Source organism: Proteus sp. G3927, assembly GCF_963894685.1.
Classification (GTDB): Bacteria; Pseudomonadota; Gammaproteobacteria; order Enterobacterales; family Enterobacteriaceae; genus Proteus; species Proteus mirabilis.
This window is the reverse complement of sequence record NZ_CAWQGX010000035.1, coordinates 1-23,438: the sequence shown is the minus strand read 5'-3', so window position 1 is coordinate 23,438 and position 23,438 is coordinate 1. Positions and strand designations below refer to the sequence as shown.

The 23,438-nt window shown below is 36.6% G+C and carries 22 protein-coding genes; 10 read left to right on the top strand and 12 right to left on the bottom strand.

The annotated features are described in order from the left end of the window. Positions 1-47 precede the first annotated feature (47 nt). Positions 48-920, top strand: a complete 873-nt coding sequence (locus AACV00_RS17135; RefSeq protein ID WP_004242583.1) for a fructosamine kinase family protein — start codon at positions 48-50, stop codon at positions 918-920. Positions 921-1,013: 93 nt separating this feature from the next. Here AACV00_RS17135 and AACV00_RS17130 read toward each other — a convergent pair whose 3' ends face one another. Next, positions 1,014-1,568, bottom strand: coding sequence for a YniB family protein (locus tag AACV00_RS17130; RefSeq protein WP_004242582.1), 555 nt, complete (start codon positions 1,566-1,568; stop codon positions 1,014-1,016). Between the two features lie 185 nt (positions 1,569-1,753). Between AACV00_RS17130 and hxpB the strand changes: the two genes are divergently transcribed. From hxpB to AACV00_RS17115, 3 genes are all read left to right on the top strand, one after another. Continuing rightward, positions 1,754-2,422 (top strand): hexitol phosphatase HxpB, encoded by a 669-nt coding sequence (gene hxpB / locus AACV00_RS17125; protein WP_004242581.1) that lies wholly within the window; start codon positions 1,754-1,756, stop codon positions 2,420-2,422. A gap of 257 nt (positions 2,423-2,679) precedes the next feature. Then, positions 2,680-3,246, top strand: coding sequence for a metal-dependent hydrolase (locus AACV00_RS17120; RefSeq protein WP_004242580.1), 567 nt, complete (start codon positions 2,680-2,682; stop codon positions 3,244-3,246). A gap of 241 nt (positions 3,247-3,487) precedes the next feature. Further along, on the top strand, positions 3,488-4,879 hold the full coding sequence (locus AACV00_RS17115) for an L-cystine transporter (protein ID WP_004242579.1): 1,392 nt from the start codon (positions 3,488-3,490) through the stop codon (positions 4,877-4,879). Positions 4,880-5,203: 324 nt separating this feature from the next. Here AACV00_RS17115 and htpX read toward each other — a convergent pair whose 3' ends face one another. The 5 genes from htpX to AACV00_RS17090 all read right to left on the bottom strand — a co-directional run bounded on the left by htpX (position 5,204) and on the right by AACV00_RS17090 (position 12,083). Then, positions 5,204-6,082, bottom strand: a complete 879-nt coding sequence (htpX, locus tag AACV00_RS17110; RefSeq protein WP_004242578.1) for a protease HtpX — start codon at positions 6,080-6,082, stop codon at positions 5,204-5,206. A 379-nt stretch (positions 6,083-6,461) separates the two neighbouring features. Then, on the bottom strand, positions 6,462-7,814 hold the full coding sequence (locus AACV00_RS17105; protein ID WP_004242576.1) for an OprD family outer membrane porin: 1,353 nt from the start codon (positions 7,812-7,814) through the stop codon (positions 6,462-6,464). A gap of 903 nt (positions 7,815-8,717) precedes the next feature. Continuing rightward, a complete protein-coding gene (prc, locus tag AACV00_RS17100; protein WP_017827230.1) occupies positions 8,718-10,778 on the bottom strand; it encodes a carboxy terminal-processing peptidase in 2,061 nt (686 codons plus the stop codon). Positions 10,779-10,797: 19 nt separating this feature from the next. Then, entirely contained in the window at positions 10,798-11,490 is a 693-nt protein-coding gene (proQ, locus tag AACV00_RS17095; protein WP_004242572.1) for an RNA chaperone ProQ, read from the bottom strand. Between the two features lie 95 nt (positions 11,491-11,585). Next, the gene (locus AACV00_RS17090; protein ID WP_004242571.1) at positions 11,586-12,083 is read right to left on the bottom strand and encodes a GAF domain-containing protein; all 498 of its coding nucleotides are present in this window, start codon (positions 12,081-12,083) and stop codon (positions 11,586-11,588) included. Between the two features lie 277 nt (positions 12,084-12,360). On the opposite strand from AACV00_RS17090, the gene AACV00_RS17085 reads away from it, so the two are divergent. The 3 genes from AACV00_RS17085 to AACV00_RS17075 all read left to right on the top strand — a co-directional run bounded on the left by AACV00_RS17085 (position 12,361) and on the right by AACV00_RS17075 (position 16,332). Next, positions 12,361-13,617, top strand: a complete 1,257-nt coding sequence (locus AACV00_RS17085) for a membrane integrity lipid transport subunit YebS (protein ID WP_004242569.1) — start codon at positions 12,361-12,363, stop codon at positions 13,615-13,617. After that, positions 13,559-15,877, top strand: a complete 2,319-nt coding sequence (locus tag AACV00_RS17080; RefSeq protein ID WP_004242568.1) for a PqiB family protein — start codon at positions 13,559-13,561, stop codon at positions 15,875-15,877. Before AACV00_RS17085 ends, AACV00_RS17080 begins: the two co-directional genes overlap by 59 nt. 212 nt (positions 15,878-16,089) lie before the next feature. Then, entirely contained in the window at positions 16,090-16,332 is a 243-nt protein-coding gene (locus AACV00_RS17075) for a DUF1480 family protein (RefSeq protein ID WP_004242567.1), read from the top strand. Between the two features lie 300 nt (positions 16,333-16,632). Here AACV00_RS17075 and AACV00_RS17070 read toward each other — a convergent pair whose 3' ends face one another. From AACV00_RS17070 to ftnA, 4 genes are all read right to left on the bottom strand, one after another. After that, complete coding sequence (locus tag AACV00_RS17070) at positions 16,633-16,974, bottom strand: YebY family protein (RefSeq protein WP_004242565.1); 342 nt, start codon at positions 16,972-16,974, stop codon at positions 16,633-16,635. 47 nt (positions 16,975-17,021) lie between these two features. Beyond that, positions 17,022-17,921: a copper homeostasis membrane protein CopD gene (gene copD / locus AACV00_RS17065; protein ID WP_004251471.1), complete on the bottom strand. Its 900-nt coding sequence runs from the start codon at positions 17,919-17,921 to the stop codon at positions 17,022-17,024. Next, positions 17,921-18,313, bottom strand: coding sequence for a copper homeostasis periplasmic binding protein CopC (gene copC / locus AACV00_RS17060; protein WP_004242563.1), 393 nt, complete (start codon positions 18,311-18,313; stop codon positions 17,921-17,923). The genes copD and copC overlap by 1 nt, the downstream gene beginning before the upstream one ends. Positions 18,314-18,845: 532 nt before the next feature. Next, positions 18,846-19,349, bottom strand: coding sequence for a non-heme ferritin (gene ftnA, locus AACV00_RS17055; protein WP_004242561.1), 504 nt, complete (start codon positions 19,347-19,349; stop codon positions 18,846-18,848). 641 nt (positions 19,350-19,990) lie between these two features. On the opposite strand from ftnA, the gene AACV00_RS17050 reads away from it, so the two are divergent. The 3 genes from AACV00_RS17050 to cyaB all read left to right on the top strand — a co-directional run bounded on the left by AACV00_RS17050 (position 19,991) and on the right by cyaB (position 22,130). Beyond that, positions 19,991-20,425, top strand: coding sequence for a universal stress protein (locus AACV00_RS17050; protein WP_004242557.1), 435 nt, complete (start codon positions 19,991-19,993; stop codon positions 20,423-20,425). A 309-nt stretch (positions 20,426-20,734) separates the two neighbouring features. Continuing rightward, positions 20,735-21,130, top strand: a complete 396-nt coding sequence (locus AACV00_RS17045) for a DUF2628 domain-containing protein (protein WP_004242555.1) — start codon at positions 20,735-20,737, stop codon at positions 21,128-21,130. A 451-nt stretch (positions 21,131-21,581) separates the two neighbouring features. After that, positions 21,582-22,130, top strand: a complete 549-nt coding sequence (gene cyaB, locus AACV00_RS17040) for a class IV adenylate cyclase (RefSeq protein WP_004242554.1) — start codon at positions 21,582-21,584, stop codon at positions 22,128-22,130. An 86-nt stretch (positions 22,131-22,216) separates the two neighbouring features. On the opposite strand, the gene AACV00_RS17035 is transcribed toward cyaB, so the two are convergent. Both AACV00_RS17035 and AACV00_RS17030 read right to left on the bottom strand, forming a co-directional pair. Then, positions 22,217-22,954, bottom strand: coding sequence for a phosphatase (locus AACV00_RS17035; RefSeq protein WP_004242553.1), 738 nt, complete (start codon positions 22,952-22,954; stop codon positions 22,217-22,219). A 103-nt stretch (positions 22,955-23,057) separates the two neighbouring features. After that, positions 23,058-23,438, bottom strand: a 381-nt coding sequence (locus AACV00_RS17030; protein WP_161680063.1) for an RNA-guided endonuclease InsQ/TnpB family protein, incomplete at its 5' end; no start/stop codon positions are given.

Genomic DNA, 23,438 nt, shown 5'->3' with positions numbered 1-23,438 from the left:
GTTACTATTTGGGTCTACTAAGTAAACAACTTTGCGAGGTGTAATCTATGTGGCAGAATATTGGTCGTTTGCTTGAATCAAATTTAGGATTTTCAGCAAAGATCAGCGAAAAACACCACCTTTCAAGCGGTGATATACACCACACTTGGAAAATTCAATATGGTGAGATCCCTGTCTTTGTAAAATCTAACCTACGGGAATTTTTGCCCACCTTTAAAAATGAAGCAGAACAGCTTGAAATGTTGGCAAAAAGCCAAACGATCCGTATTCCTCGCGTATTAGGCATTGGCAATAGTAAAGATACTAGCTTCTTACTGTTAGAATTTCTGCCTGTGCAACCTTTTACACCTCACAGCGCGTATTGTTTTGGTCAACAGTTAGCTAAATTGCATCAATGGGAAGAACAACCCCGTTATGGTTTTGATTTCGATACCCATATAGATACCACACCTCAAGCAAATGGTTGGGAGAAGCGCTGGAATTACTTCTATTCAGAAAAGCGTATTGGTATCCAGTTGCAACTCGCTTCAGAGAAAGGGATGGTTTTCGGTGATATAGAAGAAATCATTCAAATCATTAATCACCGTTTAGCCGATCATCATCCACAACCCTCGCTATTACATGGCAACTTATGGCCTAAAAATTGTGCTGCTATAGGTCAATCTGAAGGAACGATGTTCGATCCTGCTTGTTATTGGGGTGATCGCGAATGTGATATTGCCATGCTACCACTATGCTCTTCGGTGCCAGCGAATATTTTTGATGGTTACCAAAGCATCTGGCCTTTATCTGAAAAATTCCTATCACGCCAGCCTATCTACCAGCTCTACTATTTCCTTAATCGCTGTCATTTATTCGGTGAAGAAAAAGATTACCTAGCAGCCAGAAAAATCATTGATGATTTGCTCGGTACACACTAAAACAATCTGATTTTATTTACCGATAGATAAAAATAAACCTCGCCAAATGTTACCCTGCGAGGTTTATTTTAATTAAATCAATGTGATAGATAACTACCAGCCTAAAAATTTCAGCAGAAAATAACCAATTGCGATAACAATAATAGGTGAAATATACAGCACCATGACTTGAGTAAATAGTGTATGTCTTGGCAATTTTATATTCTGCTCTAGCTCTTGCGCTGTAATACCACTTTTTAGTGCTCGTTCAATAATTAGTTGATCTTGAATATTTTCTTTTAAATATTTCACTTGGCGATACATTCTTAACCCTGATGCACTCAGTGCTAAGCCAATAAACATTAAAAAGAAGATCACAAAGAAGATAATATTCTGTTGGCTAAAACCTATTTGAGTGTTGGGTACTGGAGAATGACGCCAAAAAAAGTCTAGCCACGGGGTGTTAAATTGTACCATTTCTGCTAATACTCGAAAAAAATCATTAATTACAGCATTAACACCCTCGCCATTTGCTCTTGGCATCGCAGCTAACTCAATCAACGAAACTGTCGTTGAAATAAAGGCAGGAATAAAAATAAGCCAACCAATAACACGTTTTACAATGGCATATATTCCTGCATGTTGATAACTCATTTTGTCCTCACTCATAGAATTCGGCAATATGCACCTAAATATCCTAATCTAATTAACGGCTAATATGTCAATAATTTAATAGCTATCATTTTCTCTATTTATTTTTTAAAAGAAATAAGAAACTGATTAAAAAAGATTTTCCAATCAACTCTTGCTACAATCATTTTTCATCAACATAGACCTTATTATGGAGAGTAAACATGTCTTTTAAATTGCCCATTGAAGCCGCTATTTTTGATATGGATGGTTTGCTAATCGACTCAGAGCCGTTTTGGGCACAAGCAGAACATGAGGTCTTTGCACAATTAGGTGTCGATTTATCACTTGCTGACAGCATGCCCGACACCGTCGGCTTAAGAATAGATCAAGTTATCGAACTTTGGTATCAAGTATCACCTTGGCAAGGCGTAACACAACAAGAAGCTAAAGAGAGAATGATTGCTCGCGTTGTACAACTTATTGAAGATAAAAAACCGCTGCTCCCTGGTGTTGAACATGCCCTATCTTTATGTCAATCATTAGGTTTAAAGATAGCCTTAGCCTCAGCATCACCGCATTTTATGCTAGAGCGTGTACTTGAGTTATTTAATATTCGTCATTACTTCTCTGCTGTTGTCTCTGCAGCTGATTTAGCGCACAGTAAACCTCACCCAGAAGTCTATCTCAATGCTGCTAAGGCACTTAATGTCGCACCCATTAATTGTGTCTCTTTAGAGGACTCACGCAATGGTATGATTGCTTGCAAAGCTGCAAGAATGCGCTCAATTGTTGTGCCTGCAGCGGAGCAGTTTAATGACAAATGTTGGGGATTAGCCGATGTTAAAATTGCCTCTCTCAACGAATTAACCAAATCTCAATTATTAGGCTAACGACTTTAGTTATAGCCTATAAAAATTTATAGAAGGGTATCATTTATTGTCGATATCCTTTTTCTATATTAATTCTTATCCCTTATCTAAAATTTGGTTATTTTTAACACATCCGAATAAAATATTTCTGTTATTGCTTAATAATTAAGGCAATTTTTATCTTTTATGTCTGTTAGTTGCTGTAAAAACCTTTTATACTTAAGCACTGTATAAATGAACAGCAAGCGGTAAAAACCGCATATAGGCATAGATAAGGAATGACAGCCGAAGGACATTTACTTTTTTCTGTTGCAACACTCGTCTTAGCACAGAAATTAGAAATAACCCCCGTTCTTGCTCAAGGTGATTGGTTTCACATGATCCCTGCTGTCTTATTAGGTTCACTACTACCAGATTTAGATCATCCAGGCTCTATATTAGGACGCCTCTTTCGGATAATCTCATTACCGCTATCAAAACTCTGTGGTCATCGTGGCTTCACACATAGCCTACTCGCCTTTTGTGGTTTAGCCATTTTATGGGAAACACAAGTTGCGCCTTATATCACGATTTCGGCTGATTTTTTTCACGCCCTTTTGCTAGGTTACTTAAGTCACCTACTGGCAGATATGCTAACACCATCAGGTGTACCTTTTTTATGGCCACTAAAAATGCGTTTTGCCTTACCGATTTTAGCGAAAAAAAATAGCAAAAAAGGAGAACGATTTATTTCTGTCATCATCTTAGTTGGTGCACTATTTCTGCCCCCACACCTAACTTTTTCTCTTCCCACACAAATAAATCACTGGTTACAAATGTACCACGATAAACGTACACCTTTTTAACTCTCCTTGACAGTTCTCTACTTTCCTCTATCTATTTATAGTTAATTAGTCTTTTTTATACCAATCTTCCTTGTTTTTATAACTAAACGACTATATAAAAGAATAATTGATTATAAAAAGTTATTAACAATACTGTTACCATATAGCGAGTTGATGCTGTTATATCCTTTCTTATTACCTAAGAACTCATATCGCATACAATCGCCAAATTTATATATAAAAATCTCGTTGGAGAGTTAAGATGAATTTTCCGTTAATTATTAACGTACTCGTCTTTGTTGTGCTATTACTCATCTTGGCTAAATTAAGCCAACGTCAGTGGAGCCTGTCAAAGAAAGTTCTTGTCGGTTTGGTCTTTGGGGTGGTGTTTGGGCTGGCGTTACATGCATTCTATGACGCACACGATCCTATTATTAAAGAATCTATCCTTTGGTTTAACATCGTTGGTAACGGTTACGTACAACTGTTACAAATGATCATTATGCCATTGGTATTTGCTTCTATTTTAAGTGCAGTATCACGTTTACACCAAGCATCATCATTGGGAAAAATTAGTGCACTAACTATTGGTACACTTCTATTTACAACGGCAATTGCTGCTCTTATCGGTATTGTTATAGCCAATATCTTTGGTTTAACAGCTGAAGGTCTTGTTCAAGGGGAACAGGAAGCGCAGCGTTTAGCCGCTATTCAACATAATTATATAGGTAAAGTGTCTGACTTAACTGTACCTCAATTAATTTTATCTTTTATTCCTAAAAATCCATTTGCCGATTTAACTGGTGCAAGCTCAACCTCGATTATTAGTGTAGTTATCTTTGCGGTATTCCTAGGAATGGCTGCAATAAAACTGCTTAAAGAAGATAAACCTCGCGGTGAAAAAGTATTAGCAGCGATTGATAGCTTACAAGCGTGGATCATGAAGTTAGTCCGTATCGTTATGGCATTAACACCTTACGGTGTAATGGCACTGATGACTAAAGTTGTGGCAAGCTCCAATCTGCATGACATTATTCAACTCGGTAGCTTCGTTGTTGCCTCTTATGTTGCGCTGGGCTTAATGTTTGTCGTTCATGGTTTATTAGTTGGATTTACTGGCTTAAGCCCAATTAAATTCTTCAAAAAAGCAGGACCATTATTAGCATTTGCATTTACAAGTCGTTCGAGTGCAGCCAGTATTCCATTAAATATCGAAACACAAACTCGTCGCATTGGTGTTCCTGAATCGATTGCCAGTTTCTCATCGTCTTTTGGTGCGACAATTGGTCAGAATGGTTGTGCCGGTATTTATCCTGCTATGTTAGCCGTTATGGTGGCACCAACAGTCGGTATTAATCCTTTCGATCCTCTTTGGATTGCCACTTTGGTGGGTATCGTAACCATTAGCTCAGCAGGTGTTGCGGGTGTCGGTGGTGGTGCAACCTTTGCAGCCCTGATCGTTTTACCAGCAATGGGATTACCCGTTACACTGGTTGCCCTACTGATTTCTGTGGAGCCTCTTATCGATATGGGTCGTACTGCATTAAATGTCAGTGGCTCTATGACCGCAGGTACTATTACTAGCCAAATGATGCGCCAAACAGATAAAGAGATCTTTAATCAGGAAGAAGAAGCTGAACTTAATGTGAAGTAAACCACATTAACAATTAAGTTAAATCTCTTAAAGCCAGTTTAATTTTAAACTGGCTTTTTTATTTTGATATTAATTTAACCGCCTTTTATCAATCAATAGATATGATGATCATGCATCACTAGCTCTGAGGCTTAACTTAATACCTATAAAAATATTAAGAGATAAGAATATTCAGTTGAACCAGAACAGTCTGTTAAATAAAACGAAAAGCGATTGTAGGAATTAATTAAAGCTAATGGATCACCAACAAAAATGCCAGAAACATTTCTGTCTCTGGCATTTGTAAACTGATAATTAAAAATTATTTATCGCTAATAGTTTCTTTTACTTGAGATATTCGCCACTACGTAGTGCTTCAATACGCTTATCTAATGGCGGGTGTGATAAAAATAATTCACTAAATGACTTATTACGGCCATTAATACAGAAAGCCATCATACTGCTCTCTTCTTGTGGCTCATAGCTGGTTTTTAAGCGTTGTAATGCCGCTATCATCTTCTCACGGCCAACCAGTTTTGCAGAGCCTGCATCCGCATGGAATTCACGGTAGCGAGAGAACCACATCGTGATGATACTTGCCAAAATGCCAAAGACAATTTCAAGCACCATAGAAACGCCCATGTATACCCATGGGTTTCCGTTACTGTTTTCACTCTCTTCATCGCTCGAAATAAAATTCGCCACAAATTGAGCAATGATACGGGAGATAAAGATCACGAAAGTATTCACAACACCTTGTAATAAGGTCATCGTTACCATATCACCGTTGGCAACATGGCTAATTTCGTGTGCAATAACAGCTTCCGCTTCGTCACGGCTCATACTGGCTAATAATCCGGTACTCACCGCCACCAGCGAAGCATCACGACGAGCTCCAGTTGCAAACGCATTAATATCTGGTGCATCGTAGATTGCAACTTGAGGCATTTTAATCCCCACTTGCTCAGACTGACGTCTTACAGTATCAAGTAACCAACGTTCTACTTCAGAGGTTGGATTTTCAATCACTTGACCACCAACGGATCGTAATGCCATCCATTTTGACATAAGTAAAGAAACAAATGCACCACCAAAACCAAATAGGCCAGCCATGATCATTAAACCCTGAACACTGCGGCCTTGAATACCTGTTAAAGATAAGATGATCCCGAACACAAACATGACAGCTAAGTTTGTTAACAGGAATAAGGCAATCCTCATCATATTGATACTGTTCCTATTTTATCTAATTACCACATTGCAAAAACTATCTTATAAATAAGGCTTTTTTTTATTTTATCAAGTCTTTTAACTTGTTTGCTACTAAAAACGATATAACTTTACATTTTAATAAAAGAAAATGTAATTAATAGCTAAATTATGGAGGATTATTTTCACATAGAGGAGGAATAACAGTCTAGGCAAGATAGGCCCAAAAATAAATGCCTAGTGATGAAATTTTAACAAAATAAATTAATTGAAGACGTTTTGTTAGATTAAAGGTTTGGATGTCAGCTTTATCTATTTTTGTACATGGCTCACCATCAGGCAAGCCATGCACCTATACAGGGATGAATTCTGTTATCCCTTACCCTATAAACAATTACATTTTAAAACGATATGTCGTTGTCATAGAGCCTGATAATGAGTGAGCACGTCGTGAGTGACCATCATACAGTTTTGGTGTGGTGTAATCATTTTCTTGTTGATGGTGCCAACCAATACCGCCACTTAAAGAAATAGAAAGATTAGCCGTTGGCTTCCAGTAGCTAAATAAGCCAAACTGCCCTTGTTTTAATCTTTCGCCGGAGTAACTAAATTCACTATAGTTAGTCCGTGCACCAACAGACAACTCATTGTTAACTTTGTATGCAGCTTCTAATGCCCCCATCACTTCACCATCACGCACATAGTCAATATCTGCATAAGCCGGTGAGTTAAAGCGTCCACGAGTATTCCCAATTGGGTTACGCGCAAATTGACCAACACCATTGGCTTTTTTCGCATCGGTATAAGTCACACCAGTACGAATGGTCCACGCTGATTCAGGAATACGCCATTCCATAGTACCAGCAAAGTGCCATGCATCCTTATCAAAGTTACGTTTACCTGCATTAGCATTGGTTAATGTGCGTTTTCCTTCACTGCCATAATCGTGGTAATAAACAACACCACCTAGAGTAACGTCTGATGTTAACTTATATTTTGTTTCTAAACCGTGTTGACGGAATACATCATCCGCCTGACCATAGAAATAATAGACTTTTAATGGTTTGGAATTATAGTTAACTCCACCAGTAATAACATGGTCAATATTATGTCTAACACCATTACCATCACTGAAATACATTCTATCGATATTTGGGCTATCACGACGCATAACTTTTCCGTCGAGATACAGCAAATCTAAACTCCAATCACCCATCGCCGTATTAGTGTAATAACCGTTATAACTGTTTAATGATAAGCGCTGTGAGTTAGTAAAAATACCTGTATTCTTCAAGGTAAACCAACCCGCTTTACCATTAATTAAAACAGGATCTAAATCGAATCTCACTTTTGCAAAACGTTGACCAATTTTGTTATAGCCTTTTGCTTCACCATCATCATTATATAATATGGCACGAGAAGCGAAGTCTTTACTTGCTCCTAATTTAATACCACCATAATAAGAAACATCGAATCCTAGAATGCCACCTAAATAGCCAGATCTGAAATCAGCTTGGAAGTTTTGACCCCAAGCATTAGCAACTTGTTTTCTATAACGTTGCTCTTGTTTATCAAAACGGTTTTCTGTTTTTAGGTATTTCCACATATTAATGGTAGTCAGCTCAAGTTCAGAATCAGAAATAAATGAGCTTTCTTTAATTGTATTTTCCCAATTCCCAGCATTAGCAGCGCTCACAGCTAAAAAACAAGGGGAAAACATAAACAACACCATTCTTTTTAGTTTCATTTTAAATTCAACCTGGTTAATAACTATTTAAATTTATTTATATTCAATAAGTTAAACAAAGTACTATTTTTATATTTAGCTAAAAGTAACGCTCGCTTAAATTGTATAAACTTAAGCCAAATCGCTATTTTTTTAGCATCAATAATGCTAGGTAGTCATCTCACCACATTGTTATTTACTTTTTTGAGCAATAAAATGCTTAAGCAAATTATAAATAACTTACCTTCTAGTCATTAGTCCTTAATGAGAAAATCTATTCTAAAATTAGCGCATCTAGCGTTTATATAACTGCGCCGATGAGAAGAGATTTTGCACTTAGCATTTGGGTGAGATTTTTAATCTGTTACTATTACCTTAGTATGTCAGAATGATACAAAATTTTATGTTCTGTATGCTATCGTAATTTTATGTCAACTAGAGCGATCATTGTCACAACATGTTACATTTATTGCAATAAGTAAACCATTAAATGTGAATTTAATCACATTTAATAAGGCATTTATTTTTTTATCTTATTTAATAGATAAAAATCTAGCTTTTATTTACCTTATAAAAGATTTTTTATCTAAACCTCCTTGCATTCCATTTATTTATATTTTTCAAAGCTAGTATCAAATAGATTTTAAATAAAAACTTAGATTACATGATATTAAGAATATTTTTATATAAAAGCAGTTAAATACCTTAATGAATTCTTATGTTACTGGTAACTAAATATGACTACTAAGAAAAATAGCGAAATAATAGTATGAGATGATTTTCTCACTAAAGATATAACACGGTTATTATAAAGTATTAGATACCAGATACTTTTGCAGACAAATATAGGGAAATAAAAACCCCCAATAATTGATTAATCAACTATTGGGGGTAAATTTGAATCACTTTCTTAAGTAGAAAAACTTAATTTAATAACTTCTTAGGTTTTAATACCTTTGCAAGATCATCCGCAATATTAGCCGTTTCATCTAAGTAAGGATCAGGGCCTTCATAATCCTTCGGTAAATCATCAAGTGATTTTAGTGGTGGCTTACCCTCTAACTTAAGACGTTGGTTAATACGCTGTAATTTTATGGCTTCTAGCTCTTTATTCTCTTTTTCGCGCTCTGCAAAATTAAGAATAATAAACTTATCTTCACCTTTGGCTTTAGCTTCATTGTAGCGCTTGATATCATCAAAGATATATGAAAACTCTCTATCATTCGCGATACGTTTAGCATGTTGATCCGCCAATGTAGGTAGTGCTTGTTTTATTTTCTCTGAATACTCAGACAGCTTATAATTAGCCGGTGGAATACTGTCCCAAGGTAAAGCATTATCTTCATTGCTTTCCCCCATTTCTGAATTATCAAAGCTTGGTAATAACAAGTCTGGTGTCACCCCTTTTAATTGGGTACTTCCGCCATTAATACGATAGAATTTTTGGATAGTGTACTGAACTGAACCTAAACTAGGCCAATCAGGACTTAACATCTGATCATAAACTCGTGTCAATGAACGATATTGTTGCACCGTTCCTTTACCAAAGGTTTGCTCACCAACAATTAATGCGCGACCATAATCTTGCATTGCAGCAGCAAAAATTTCAGAAGCAGAAGCACTAAAGCGGTTAACGATAACCACTAGTGGCCCTTTATAATAGACAACATCATCACGATCATAATCCTGGCGTACTCGACCATTATTATCACGGACTTGAACGACGGGACCACTTGGAATAAATAAACCTGATAATGCAATAGCTTCCGTTAACGCACCGCCCCCATTACCACGTAAATCAATAACTAAAGCAGATACATTGTCTTTAGCCACTTTTTGTAGTTGGGTTTTCACATCATTAGTTAAACCGACATAGAAACTAGGAATATCTAAAATAGCGATTTTATCACCATTAATCACTTTTTCGGTTAACTTGACCGCTCTATCTTCTAGGCGGATCTGTTCTCTTGTTAAAGTGATAGTTCTTGGCTTCGCCCCTTTTTCATCAGAGATAACTTCTAGTTTAACCTGACTACCTTTAGGACCTTTGATTAGTGCGACAACATCATCTAAGCGCCAACCAACCACATCAACCATGGGTTTATTATGTTGACCGACAGCGATAATTTTATCACCTACTTTTAGCGCTTTACTTTTAGCAGCCGGTCCGCCCGTTACCATGGAATTAATCATTGGATAATCATCATCCATTTGTAATACGGCACCAATCCCTTCTAATGAAAGGCTCATTTCTGAATCAAAGGCTTCCGTATTTCTTGGTGATAAATAACTGGTATGGGGATCAATTTCACGCGCAAAAGCCGTCATGATAATTTGGAATACGTCTTCACTTTGGCTTTGTGTTTGGCGACGTAATGCAGCTTTATAACGTTTTGTCAGTGTTTCTTTGATTTCACTGTCTGTTTTGTCAGAGAGTTTAAGTGTTAGCCAGTCGTATTTTACTTTTTCATCCCAAAGCTTATCTAATTCAGCTTGCGTTTTCGGCCATGGCGCTTTGGTTCTATCTAACTGAAATTTATCTTGTCCAGTGAGATCGATAGGTTGATTTAATCGATTTAAAGCATATTGAAAGCGCTCAAAACGTCTTTTTTGCGCAAGGTTAAACAGATCATATAAAGGACCTAATTCACCTGTTTTTAAATATTCACCCACTTTAGTTTTATCTTTATCAAACTGGGCAATATCTGACGCTAATAATACGTTATGGCTATAATCCAATAAATTAAGATAACGATTAAAAATCTTTTCGGAAAAACTCGCGTCTAACGAGAATTGACGATAGTGGGAACGTTCAAAACGAGCGGTGACACGTTCACTCACTGTGGAATGTTGTGGCTCTTGCTTTAATGTCGGTAATTGATTAATAGTCACCATGGCTGGCGTGGCTGGTTTATCAGCCATGACAGCAGAAGTGCCTGTTAACGCTAATCCAATAGCAAAAGCCACATTTAAAAGTTTGTTCATGCTCTGGTTGGCCTCCGTATCAGAACTTTAAATGTTCCGTGCGTACATTCATTGCCAAACCGTTAGGCAATTGTACACGTACACCCTCTTTCGCTATTTCTAGCACTGTCGCATCCATCACGCTACTTCCAACGTTAACTTTCAGCGATTGACCTACAGTAAGCACTGAGATGTCTTTGACTGGGGTTAACTTTTCAGTATTTTGGCGTGGCGCTTTGCGAGGCGCTTGATTAGCTTGCTTTTGAGGGCGAGGCTGTCGTTTTTCACCGTCTTTAGGTGCTTGACGACGAGGATTTGGCTTTTTCGCTGCCGGACGTTTACTGGTCTCCTTATCACCTTCAGCTTCGCGCTTTTTAGCACGTTGCTCAGCTCGTTGAGCTTGAACGCGCGCTTTCGCTTCGGCTAATTGTGTACGAGCATGTGCAATATGCTCTGCTTCCAGCTCTCCGCAGTCGTTACCATTCAAGTCGACACGTTTAGCCCCTTCTTTTACACCATAAAGGTAGCGCCAACTTGAGGTATACAAGCGTAAGGCAGAACGTAACTGTGTCTTACTCAGCTGAGTTTCATCTTTTAGATGCTCAACGAGATCTTGAAAAATACCGACTTTCAAAGGGCGTGCTTCACCCTCAGCGATAAAACACTTAGGGAAACGTTCCGCTAAAAAAGCGATGATTTCTTTACTACTGTTCAACTTAGGTTGATTTTCCATGAAATTTCCTGATTACAACGGTTTTGCCAACCAGCGCAGGCATGAACAAGCGACATTATAATAGTGTTGCCAACAATTTCTACGGCAAACGCCTGTTATCTTACACAAAATTCACAATATTTTGCGGTATGACACGTTTTTAAATGCTCGCAGAGCACGTCACACAACGCTTTAAGCCCATTTTCATCTTTTTTATCAAAACGACCAAAAATAGGGCTATCGATATCGAGAACGCCGATAATTTGTCCATTTACCTCTAAAGGTAGAACAATTTCAGACTGACTTGCACTATCACATGCAATGTGTCCACTAAATTGGTGCACATCATTAACTCTTAGAATTTTGTTTTCTGAGAATGCCGTTCCGCAGACTCCTTTTCCAAAACCAATCCTGACACAAGCCACTTTACCTTGGAAAGGACCAAGAACTAATGAGTTACCATCATTAAGATAAAATCCGACCCAATTTATCTTGTCTAACTTCTCGTAAATCAATGCACTGGTATTAGCAAGTGATGCGATAAAGTCATTTTCACCAGACAACAAGGCTGACAAATTATCAGTGAGTTCCTGATAAAAATTTAATTGTGGCATCAGAAGATCCTATTTGCATAACGAAAGCATAACTAAAATAGATAACATATCTTGTAATTTAGCTTATTTTATCTTGAGGTTGAATACAGACTTTTCAATAAGTCTACAAAAAAACGATAATACACACTAAAAGCGCACAAAAAAAATCAGATACTTATTATTGTAAAATGAAAAGCGTAAATATAATAAAAATGGTAATTTGTGACCCACTGAGTATAGAGGTTTTTTTTGGGCTTAAGCTAGGATAAGCGAGAAGAAAGACCAAATAGGCGGATAAATGAGCGATTTAGTCACCAAAGAAAGCAAATCAATACATTGTCAGGAGTGTGACCACCTCGTATCACTTCCTACAGACCTCAAGCGCGGCGAAGACGCCTATTGCCCACAATGTCAAGCCAAGTTAGCGACCTATCGTGATTGGTCATTAACTCGGCTATTAATTCTTTCTATCACCATGCTGATATTCGCGTCTATCGCTTTTACTCAACCTCTTATCAAGATCCATTTATTAGGGACCATGATATCAGCCAATGTTCTTGACGGTATTCGCTTAATGTCACAACAAGGCTCTCCATTAACGGCAACAATGGTTGCCTTTTGTGCCGTTGCCGCTCCTCTTAGTCTACCCATTGCCATTTTATATCTCCATTTAGGGGCTCGTTTACATCTAAATTTACGTCCCGTGCTATTAATGTTAGGTAAGCTAAAAGAATGGGTAATGCTGGATGTTTATTTAATTGGCCTTGGTGTTGCCACCATAAAACTAGGCGATTATGCCACAATCTATATTGGTCATGGCTTAGTTGCTTTTTCAGCTTTAATGGTTTTAAGTCTATTAATGCTTATTAACATTAATATGGATCAACTATGGCAACAGTTTTATCCGCAAAAAGAGATAAAAACGAGTCCAGCAACCTGTCATGCATGTCATTACCATTTTAAAAAGCCACCTTCGAGCCATTGCCCAAGATGTAAATCTTGCTATAGTGCTCGTCAACCAATGAGTTTGCAAAAAACCTGGGCAGCACTCATTACAGCGATGATCTTGCTATTACCGGCAAATTTATTACCTATCTCAATCTTTTATTTAAATGGCCAGCGTAATGAAGACACTATTTTTTCTGGTGTTCTCTCTTTAATTAATTCAGGTAATACACCTATTGCAATTATTGTGTTTATTGCCAGTATCTTTGTGCCTTTCTTTAAGATAATCATTATGCTGGGGTTACTATTGAGCATTCATTTTAACTCACGTATTCACCCTCTATTGCGCATGAAACTTTATCGATTTGTCTCTTGGATCGGCCGATGGTCAATGCTCGACCTGTTTGTGATTGCGCTGATGATGTCATTAATTAATCGAGATCAGTTAATGACATTCACTATGGGACCTGCAGCTTTTTATTTTGGTACAGCTGTCATTCTCACTATCCTTGCCGTTGAATGGTTTGATAGTCGTTTATTATGGGATACTTATGCAACAAGAAGAAAACAACACACAGGCAACCCAAGCCGAAATACGTCGCAAACGTAAAATTTCGACTTTTTGGTTACTCCCTGTTATCGCTATTTTTATTGCGAGTTGGTTGCTTTTCCAACACTGGCAAGAAAAAGGCGTACAAATCACCATCGATTTTCAATCAGCCTCTGGTATTGTTTCAGGGAGAACACCTATCCGTTACCAAGGTGTTGATGTAGGTATTGTACAGGACGTGACGCTCAGTAATGATTTACGCCGAGTCATTGTTACCGCTGATATTCGAAAAAACCTTGCTAATGCATTACGTAAAAATACGCAATTTTGGCTTGTTACCCCAAAAGCCAGTCTTTCTGGTGTTTCAGGATTAGATGCCTTAGTGGGAGGCAACTATATCAGTATGCTTCCTGGAGATGGGGAAAAGCAGTTTCAATTTGTTGCTCAAGAGGTTCGTCCTAAAGCCAACATTGATAAAAACCAACAAATTATCACCTTAACGGCGGATAATTTAGGCTCTCTTAATGTCGACTCTCAAGTTTATTATCGCAAAGTTCCGGTCGGTAAAGTTTACAGCTATGCCATACGTCCAGATAATCAAGGTATTTTTATCGAGCTGAGTATTGATAAACAATATGCTCATCTGATCCGTCAAGATAGTCATTTTTGGAATGTATCCGGCTTTCAGGGCAACTTTAATCTAAAGAGTGGTGCTTCTATTAAAATGGAAAGTGTTTCTGCTTTAATTAATGGTGCTATTGCCTTTGATTCTCCGGAAAATAGTCCCCCAGCCCAAGAAAATCAACAATTTGTGCTACAGTCTGCCACTTCCGTGGATGCAGGCAAAGCCTTATATGGTGAAGATGGATTAATTATCTCATTAACCAGTGAAGAGAGCTGGGGTGTAGATGCCGGGCAACCTATTCTATTTAGAGGCATTACGATAGGACAAATTATTCAGCGCAACATCAGTGATGATGGGGTTATTTTCGATGCCATCATTGCACCTGAATATAAACACTATATTTACGAAAACAGCAAATTTGTCGCTAATAGCCGAATTAACGTCAATATGGGCTTAAATGGTATTGAGATCCAAGGAGCCACACCTCAAGAGTGGCTTGAAGGCGGTATCCACCTTATTCCGGGTAGCCAAGGCGCCCCTAAAGAACAATATCGCCTTTATCGCAATGATTTTTATGCTAAAGCAAGTATTGAGGGCAATGAGTTACCTGTCACTTTGACACTTAAAGCAGCTAGTCTACCGGGTATTCAAAAAGGTTCCGTGGTGCTTTACCACCAATTCCAAGTTGGAGAAATCGTCGATGTACGGCCTTTAATGGATGAATTTGATATTGATGTCCATATTTCTAAACAATATCGTCACCTGCTTACTGAAAAGAGTGTGTTCTGGACTGAAGGTGCTGCGAAGGTTTCATTAAATGGTGCGGGATTAACGGTAGAAGCAACGCCGCTAAACCGTGCCTTAAAAGGCGCGATAAGCTTTGATAACTTTGAAAATATTAATAACAATGTTTCAAGATATAAACTTTATCCTAGCGAAACGAGCGCTAGAGCCATTGGTGCTCAAATTACTTTAAAAACCTACGATGCCAGTAAACTTTCTGAAGGAATGCCTATTCGTTATCTAGGTATTGATATCGGTCAGGTGGAAACGCTAACCCTTTCTGCGGATAAAAAAGCGGTGAGTGTATCAGCGGTACTCTACCCTGAATATGTGAAAACTTTTGCACGTTCAGGAAGCCGATTTGCGGTAGTCACCCCTGAGTTAACCGCTTCAGGCCTCGATAATTTAGATTCTCTTATTCAGCCTTATATCAAGGCAGAGCCAGGCAATGGTGGCGTATACCGCATATTTGAATTACAAACGGCAAATATTACCGACTCTCGGTATCTAGACGGCCTTAACCTTGTATTGAATGCGACTGAAGCAGGATCTGTACAAATTGGCACACCTATCTATTATCGTGGTTTAGAAGTAGGTGCGGTAACCGGACTAGAATTAGGTAATATGTCTGACAGGGTATTGATCCACATTAGAATTAGTCAGAAATATCAATATCTGGTACGTAATAACACAGAGTTTTGGCTTTCATCAGGTTATAACTTCTCATTTGGTTTAACTGGTGGAGTATTCCGCAGCGGTACATTTAAGCAGTTTATACGTGGTGGCATTACATTTGCTACACCGCCATCAACCCCACTCCAGGCTAAAGCAAAACAAGAGCAGAATTTCATTCTCAATGCTAAAGAGCCAAAAGAGTGGAATGAATGGGGTACTGCGATACCTAAGCCATAAACGGTAATATCATCAACTTTATTTAACACATTTATTTAAAACGGATCACAAAATTTGATCCGTTTTTTTTATTGCTAAAAAATACTTTGGAAATGACTTCCATTTATACTATGCTTAAAACTGTCCGATTAAAAAGTGCTCACCATGCTGTTCACTTTTAAGCTTAAACTATGAAAGCACAACACAACATCGCATAACCTTGGAGCTATAGCATGAATAAAACAACCTTAAAAATTGCTTGTTATGAAATTGAAGATGTTACTTTGAAACACTCTTCCGATAACCAACTCACTTATGTTCATATTCCATGTGATTATGATAAAGAGTTTTGTATGCAATTAGATGGATGGGATGAAAACACCAGCATTCCTGCGCAACTGAAAGATAAAAATATTCTGCTTTATCGTCATGCCTATGACAAAGAAAACCACCATTGGATTTTAAAAGTAGCCTAATCGCATGTTAAAGCATCATAAAAAAAGCCAGGTAAATCATTTACCTGGCTTAGGGAAAAGGCTCATTGCGAGCCGTGCGCTAAAAAGTGATACTGAATGAGAAAATAGCGTGTAAAAAACTGCTTATGCCACATCTATTTCACAACCTTATTGTTAAATAATAGCTAACAATATGTAAAGATCCAGTAAACACCCCTACCACACTTCATATTCTTTATAAAAAATCAAATAACTCATTTTTTATCTTTTAAATCAAACAAATAATAAATGTGTTTTTTTTATTGCAACTCAATCAAATGATTAGTTTTTTTCACAAAGAGACAAAAATGCACTTTCTATAGCTTCCAGTGATTTTTTCTTATCAGGTGTATTGGGATCAGGAAGTAGAATACTATCAATCAGTTGAGCATTAACTTTGCCACTTTTCATTTGTTCCATGGCAATATTATTAAGTGGATATTGAGCTAAAGTTGCGGGATTAATCACAAACCAAGCACCATCTGCACGACAATTTAGCATGACTTCTTCACGGGTGAATGGCCAAGCATCACCAAACTGAAGCTTACTGACTGTTGATATTGGTGCACTGAAAGTTTGAAAAGAAAAAAGCATCAATATGCCCGCAAATAAAAAACGTTTCATGGTTATCTTCCACTTAAAAAAATAGATTAATACAAGTATATATCAATCTATACAGGTGAGTTAATCGCAAAAATGGCCACTGTCAAAATAACCATGCTACCAAGTAATAACTCAAACCAACTATTAATAAGCAACCATTGAAAGTTATTCTTCTTACGGATATGAGGCACTAATACATACCTATTCACTAATGCCAATCCTAACATCAAGGCAACAAAGGCTATTTTTAGCCATAACATACTTTGGTACTCTGAGGAAAGTTGTGTTGTTGCAGGCCAACCGGGGAGTAACATAATGGCACTCACAATCCCACTAGCTATAACCAATAAAACAGCGAAGTGACCGAATAATGAAAAGCGTTTCATGGTGGCAATAATAGGCTTGATCATGCCATCAGCTAATTCATCTTTATTACGCAAAAACTGTAAGCACACAACAAAAGGCCATAAACCACCAAACCAATACGCTCCACTAATAAGATGGATACTCTGATTTAGTTTATAAATTACGGCTTCACTACCTGTAAACATGGCACTATGGCCAATAAAAGCATGTAGCACAAGCATCAATGTTGAGATAAGTAACAGACTAATATTTCTAATGCTACGTTGATGAATAAAGAGAGCGATTAATGCGAGAGAGGATAAAACTAATTGCCATTGCCAAATTTGTCCAAAAGAGGTTCCCAATACGGCTTGCCATATTGTTAGTGACCAAGCGTCTTGCCAGCCATCTCCCATAATGCCTGATTGCACTATCATCCATAAATAAGTGGAAACAAATACAGTGATAGTGCTAATCGCCAATGCTGGACGTAAGCGTACTTGAATAAGAGGAACAAACTTTTCTTTAGCGAGAATGGCAGCCGAACAGCTCAGTCCGAACATGAACATGACTGCCACAAAATGAAAAATTCGGCATAAAATATAAACGTCTTCAGGAGTCATTATTTTACACTAAATTGATAAGAACCTTTTGTTTTGTGCCCATCGACAGAAACAACACTCCAATCTACAGAGTAGTTCCCTTCTGCTAATTCACCTTCTAATGGCAATAACAATTTTGTATTGTTAACGGGATCAAGACTTAATTTACCGACAGTAATTTCTTTACCCTCTTTATCAGTGACTTTTACTTTACTAAAGGCCAACTCAATCCCTTCAGAGAAATCGAGTGTAATCACTTTTGGTGCTTGCGCTTGTTCAATAGCCGCACCCTCTGCAGGTAATTGTGATTTTAGATGTGCGTGTGCTAAGGCTTGTTGGCATGACATGCCTAAAAATAAAACAGCGATGGCGGATAATTTGCCCCATGATGTCTTAAGTGTGTTTAATGACATAATAACCTCTTAAATTACAGGTGATTTTTCTATTTATGATAAAGAAGATTTTATAGCAAATTGACTTTAATATCTGCGCTTCTTTATCGTTGAAATAAAAGGTTGTGAACTAGCACTCAAAATATAACTTATTTAGTGCCATTTTTGTTTCAAATATCACCCTTTTTACACTTAACAAAAATATAATACTTTAATTGACACACTACACAGTTCAATACATAACCAAATAATCTAAAAGCCAAACTAAAATAGGCTATAAATCGACGACTCAAACTAGAGAATAGAAAGAACAGAAAATAGACAAAATAATAATCAGCAAAGCTTAAGAAATGATTAAATTAAAGGAGTAGAAAAATAAAAAATCGATTACGTCTATATAAAATAGTTATATGGATATGCAATATTGCACTAACTGGGTCGATAAAAAAAGCTCTACTGTGCGATTACAGTAGAGCTTATTATGTTAATCTGAGCAATGCTTATATGCACTTAACCAACCACGTTAAAACAGCAGTATAGTTATTCTTATTATTTAAATATGTGCGGATGTAGAAAGAGCACTTAAATCTTTATCTAACAAGAACAATGCCTTACCACCATCACCGACCATAGCAAGTTTATCCAGAATAGATTTAAATAACTTCTCTTCTTCATGTTGTTCAGCAACATACCATTGTAAGAAGTTAAATGTTGAGTAATCTTGTGTTGTCATTGCTAGGTGAGCAAGTTTATTAATTTCAGCTGTAATAAACTTCTCGTGCTCATAAGTTTTAGTAAATAAATCAGATAAAGATAAAAATTCAGCGGGTGGTGCTTCAATAGTCCCTAACAAAGGCATAGCACCTGTATCACTTAAATAATCAAATAAGCGTTGCATATGCTCCATTTCTTCACGGGAATGTGCTTTTAAAAATTTGGCAGCGCCATCAAATCCTTTATCATCGCACCAAGCGCTCATCTGCAGGTAAAGGTTAGCTGAATAAAACTCAAGATTCAGCTGTTCATTGAGTTTATTGATCATATCTTGATGTAACATATTTTACTTCCTAACCATGAAAATTAACATTATGAATATTATGCACAGCTAAAAATAAAAATATAGTAAATTTAAATATACTTTTTATATATTTTATACTTTTAGAGAGAATAAAAATAAAAACCAATCTCATTTATGGTGACTTGAAAACAAATAATAATTAATGGGATTGATTATCATTAAGCATTATGGCTGAAAATAAATATTGATTACACACAACCTATTGTATACAAAGGATATTTTTAACTATATTCATTTCTTCAAAAATAAATTTTATTAAAAATAAATAAATTCACTTTTTATAGTCTTCTATTAAATTTAGTAACGCACTAAAACTGCACACTCTAATTTATATTAAATATAATTTGTCATATGGAATATCGATATTTACTAAAAACATCAAGATATTTTCCTTTATTTATTATCTTTTTTATTACGTTTTCTACCATCAATAGCAATCTTATGATAGATCAACCTTTTTACATAAAATAAATATGAATATCTCAAAAAATGAAAATATTTCTATTTTTTTATACCGTTTTCTATTTGTACTGATAATATTAAGAGGTGACTGATTTTTGGTGCATATAATAACAACCCGCTAAAGCCCCCAACATATAAAAGGTTAATGAGGAGCCACTATGACAAAAACTGTATTAGTTCCCATCGATTTTACTGAGCTTGGTTTATTGGATAAAGTTGTCACTCATCTCAAAGCATTAGCGATGGCCGATAAACTAAATATCCACTTTTTATCTGTTATTCCTAGCTATGAGTCCTTTGTCGGATTTGCTTTTGGCAACCAAGACCGTCTTGCCAATGATAAGCAGCGTATTGAAATTGCATTATCTACGTTAAATGATAGTTTATCTCATATTGAAATTCCCAATAGTACATCTCAATCTTATATTTCCGTAGGTAACCCACGCGACCGTATTTTAGAGACCGCAAAAAAAATCCAAGCTGATCTGATTGTGATAGGCTCACGCAACCCTGGAATGAAAACCTACTTACTAGGCTCGACAGCTTCTTCTGTTGTTAGCTATGCAGAATCTTCTGTATTAGTTGTTCGATAACTCAACGCCAAGATTTTTCCTATCAGAAGTCAGGTTACGCCAATAACCTGATTTCTTATTTTTTATCTAAATAATCGCTTTAGAATAAAATTTTATTGTCTCAAAATCTTATTCTTCCTATAAAAAAGAAATAAACATTTTAACAATAAGAATTTTATGAAAATAAACTCATATCGAGCGTAAGATAATATTTATTATACAAAACAATATATTAATAAAATGTTAATAAATTTATATTGTTTGCAAAGTTACTTTATGTAAAAATGCGTTTTTTTATGACTACAATTAAATGACCCTCTAACAGGAATTATGATGAATAAAGAATATTCTGCCAAATGGGAAGAGCGTTTTGATTTCTTCGAAAAATATGGTTCTCCTAAATCTCCAGAATACAAGGCTGCATATAAAGCACTGACTTTCGGTAAGCGTATTCTAATTGGGATGAATATCTGGGCTTTCTTCTTTGGTTTTATTTATTTTCTTATCCTTGGTTTATGGCGTAAAGCATTAACTTTATTCGGGATTAATGTTGCTATTATCATTGTGGTAAGTTTTATCGTGGAAGGACTTTCCCTAAGCCCTTCAATTCTCAATGTAGTCAGTATTGTGCTCAACTTCTTATGGGCGGCGACAGCTAATTATGCTTACTACTTAAAAGAAAAGAAAAATGATCAAGGTTGGAACCCGTTCACCGGTGTATTCTGAAAATAGATCAATAAGTTAAGTTTAATTAACATTAATCAAATTAGCAGAAAATCAGTGTTTTTTGCTACCTAAAAGGGCTCATCAGTAGCCCTTTTTTTATGGCTTAATCCTCATTTTTCACCTTTTCCCTCGCCCTTCTCACATATGAAAAATTTACCCAGCGATTTGTGATCATTTAATGAGTTAAGAATTTCACTTTAATATTAAATAAAATACAAGATTTGGCCCTAAATCAAAAACATAAATTATTTTTATAAAATAAATAATTTCACTAAAAAATAACACATAAAAAACACTTATCACTATTTATACAATATTCAATTTATCATTTGCTATATTTTAAATTTAATAACAATATTTATAACCCAGTTAAATCTTAGGGTTATTCTTTAATATGAACAACAAACAATAAATAATGCTATATTGAATAATAAATTGATAAGGAAAAGAGATGTCTGAACACTTTCAAGGTAAATTTGAAGCAGAATTGAAATACCACTTAAAACGACCTCAAGATTTTATTGATGCATTACAACTCGCTGGAGCAACTTTATTTATATCGAAAAATGATGAAACAGATTGGTATTTAGAACATCCCAATACACCTTTCCCTGCTCCCTCTATAAGTTTGTGCGTAAGAAAAATGGTCCCCTCTGGTATCAATTTATTAATTGTAAAAGGCCCAGAACAAGCCCAATGTGAAGCAGTAAAAATAGAAGATGCAGAAAAAACGGTTTCGATGTTTAAAACATTAGGTTATCACTGTATTTTAAACTATACAAAATCCCGTCAAATCTACTTTCTAGAGCAATTTCATATCACTATCGATAAATTAGACAATCTTGGTTACTTTGCTGAATTTGCTATTATGACTGATGATGAGAGTAAACTTGCTGACTATAAACAACAGTTACATAACTTAGCATATCAATTTGGCTTTAATGATAGTGAGCAAGAGCATCATAACTATAAAACAATACTTTTAAGCAAGTTAGCTTAACTAACACGATGCACAATCTCGAGCAAATAAGATACTTGAAAAAAGCTAACATTTAATAATGCTAGCTTTTAAGCTTTTTCACTATCTCAAAAATGTTGAAACGCTGTGATCTCTTTTTTGCCATGAGCTTGTAAAAAATCAAGCACCTTTCTTGGTGATGTATTCAATATCTTCTGTTGTGGAAATTGGATCTCCGCCAATACTTCTAATACTCGCTCAAAATTCCCCAAAGATGATGCAATATGTGAATCGGAGCCTAGCGCAATTAAACCTCCGGCATCAAGCACCGCTTTTGCTATTTCAATGCAGTTTTTCTCACTTCCTACTCGAGAATGTATAAAAGAAGAATTATTCATTTCTAATGCAACATTGAACTCAGCAGCAACCTTTGCGACTTCCTTAATATCTATAGGATATTTAGGGTTTCCCGGATGGGTGATCACCTGTACTAAACCACTACTTATTGTTGCAATAAGCGCTTTAGTATTATCAACCATACCTAGTGATCCCATAACAGGATCATGAAAACCAGCGAGTACAATATCTAATTTTTTACTCATCTTCTCAGTACAGTCGATTTCACCTTTTATATTTTTGATATTTGCTTCGATGCCATAAAGAATACCAACACCATCGACCATTCTGGGGATCACCGGCAAATTTGAAAAATGCCATTCATGAGGAGCGTCATCCATATCGGGACCATGATCTGTAATCGCAAATAGCTTAATCCCTTTCTTTTTAGCTTGTTGGAAATATTCGCTAACCGTACTATAAGCATGTGTACTCGCAATGGTATGTGCATGTAAATCAACTGGATACATAAAGCTCCCCTTTTTCTGGCATACTATAACAACTGACACAATAGCCTTTTTTTTCTAAAGTTGACATCCTCCACGCCCTAAAGGACGTGGATCCCTACTGCGTTCAGACTGATGTCTGAATCACCTCGGCGAGTTCCTGCTTCGACGGGCGGTCTGACTGCACCCTCCCTCCACAGGCAAGCACGGCATGTCCTGCCGCTAAAATGTTACGTGCCCCGTTGATATCAGCATTCGCTGTATATCCACATTCAAGGCACTCGAATTGACTTTGTGACTGCCGGTTTTCCTTTGCTGTATGACCACAGCAAGCGCACTTCTGACTGGTGTAGGCGGGTGGTATTGCCAGTACCTGACCACCTCGCCAGAGCTGCTTGTACTCAAGCTGACGGCGCATTTCATACCAGCCCTGCTCCAGTATTGCGCGGTTTAAACCAGATTTAGCTTTTACGTTCCGTCCATGCCGTTCTGTCGTACCTTTTGCCGA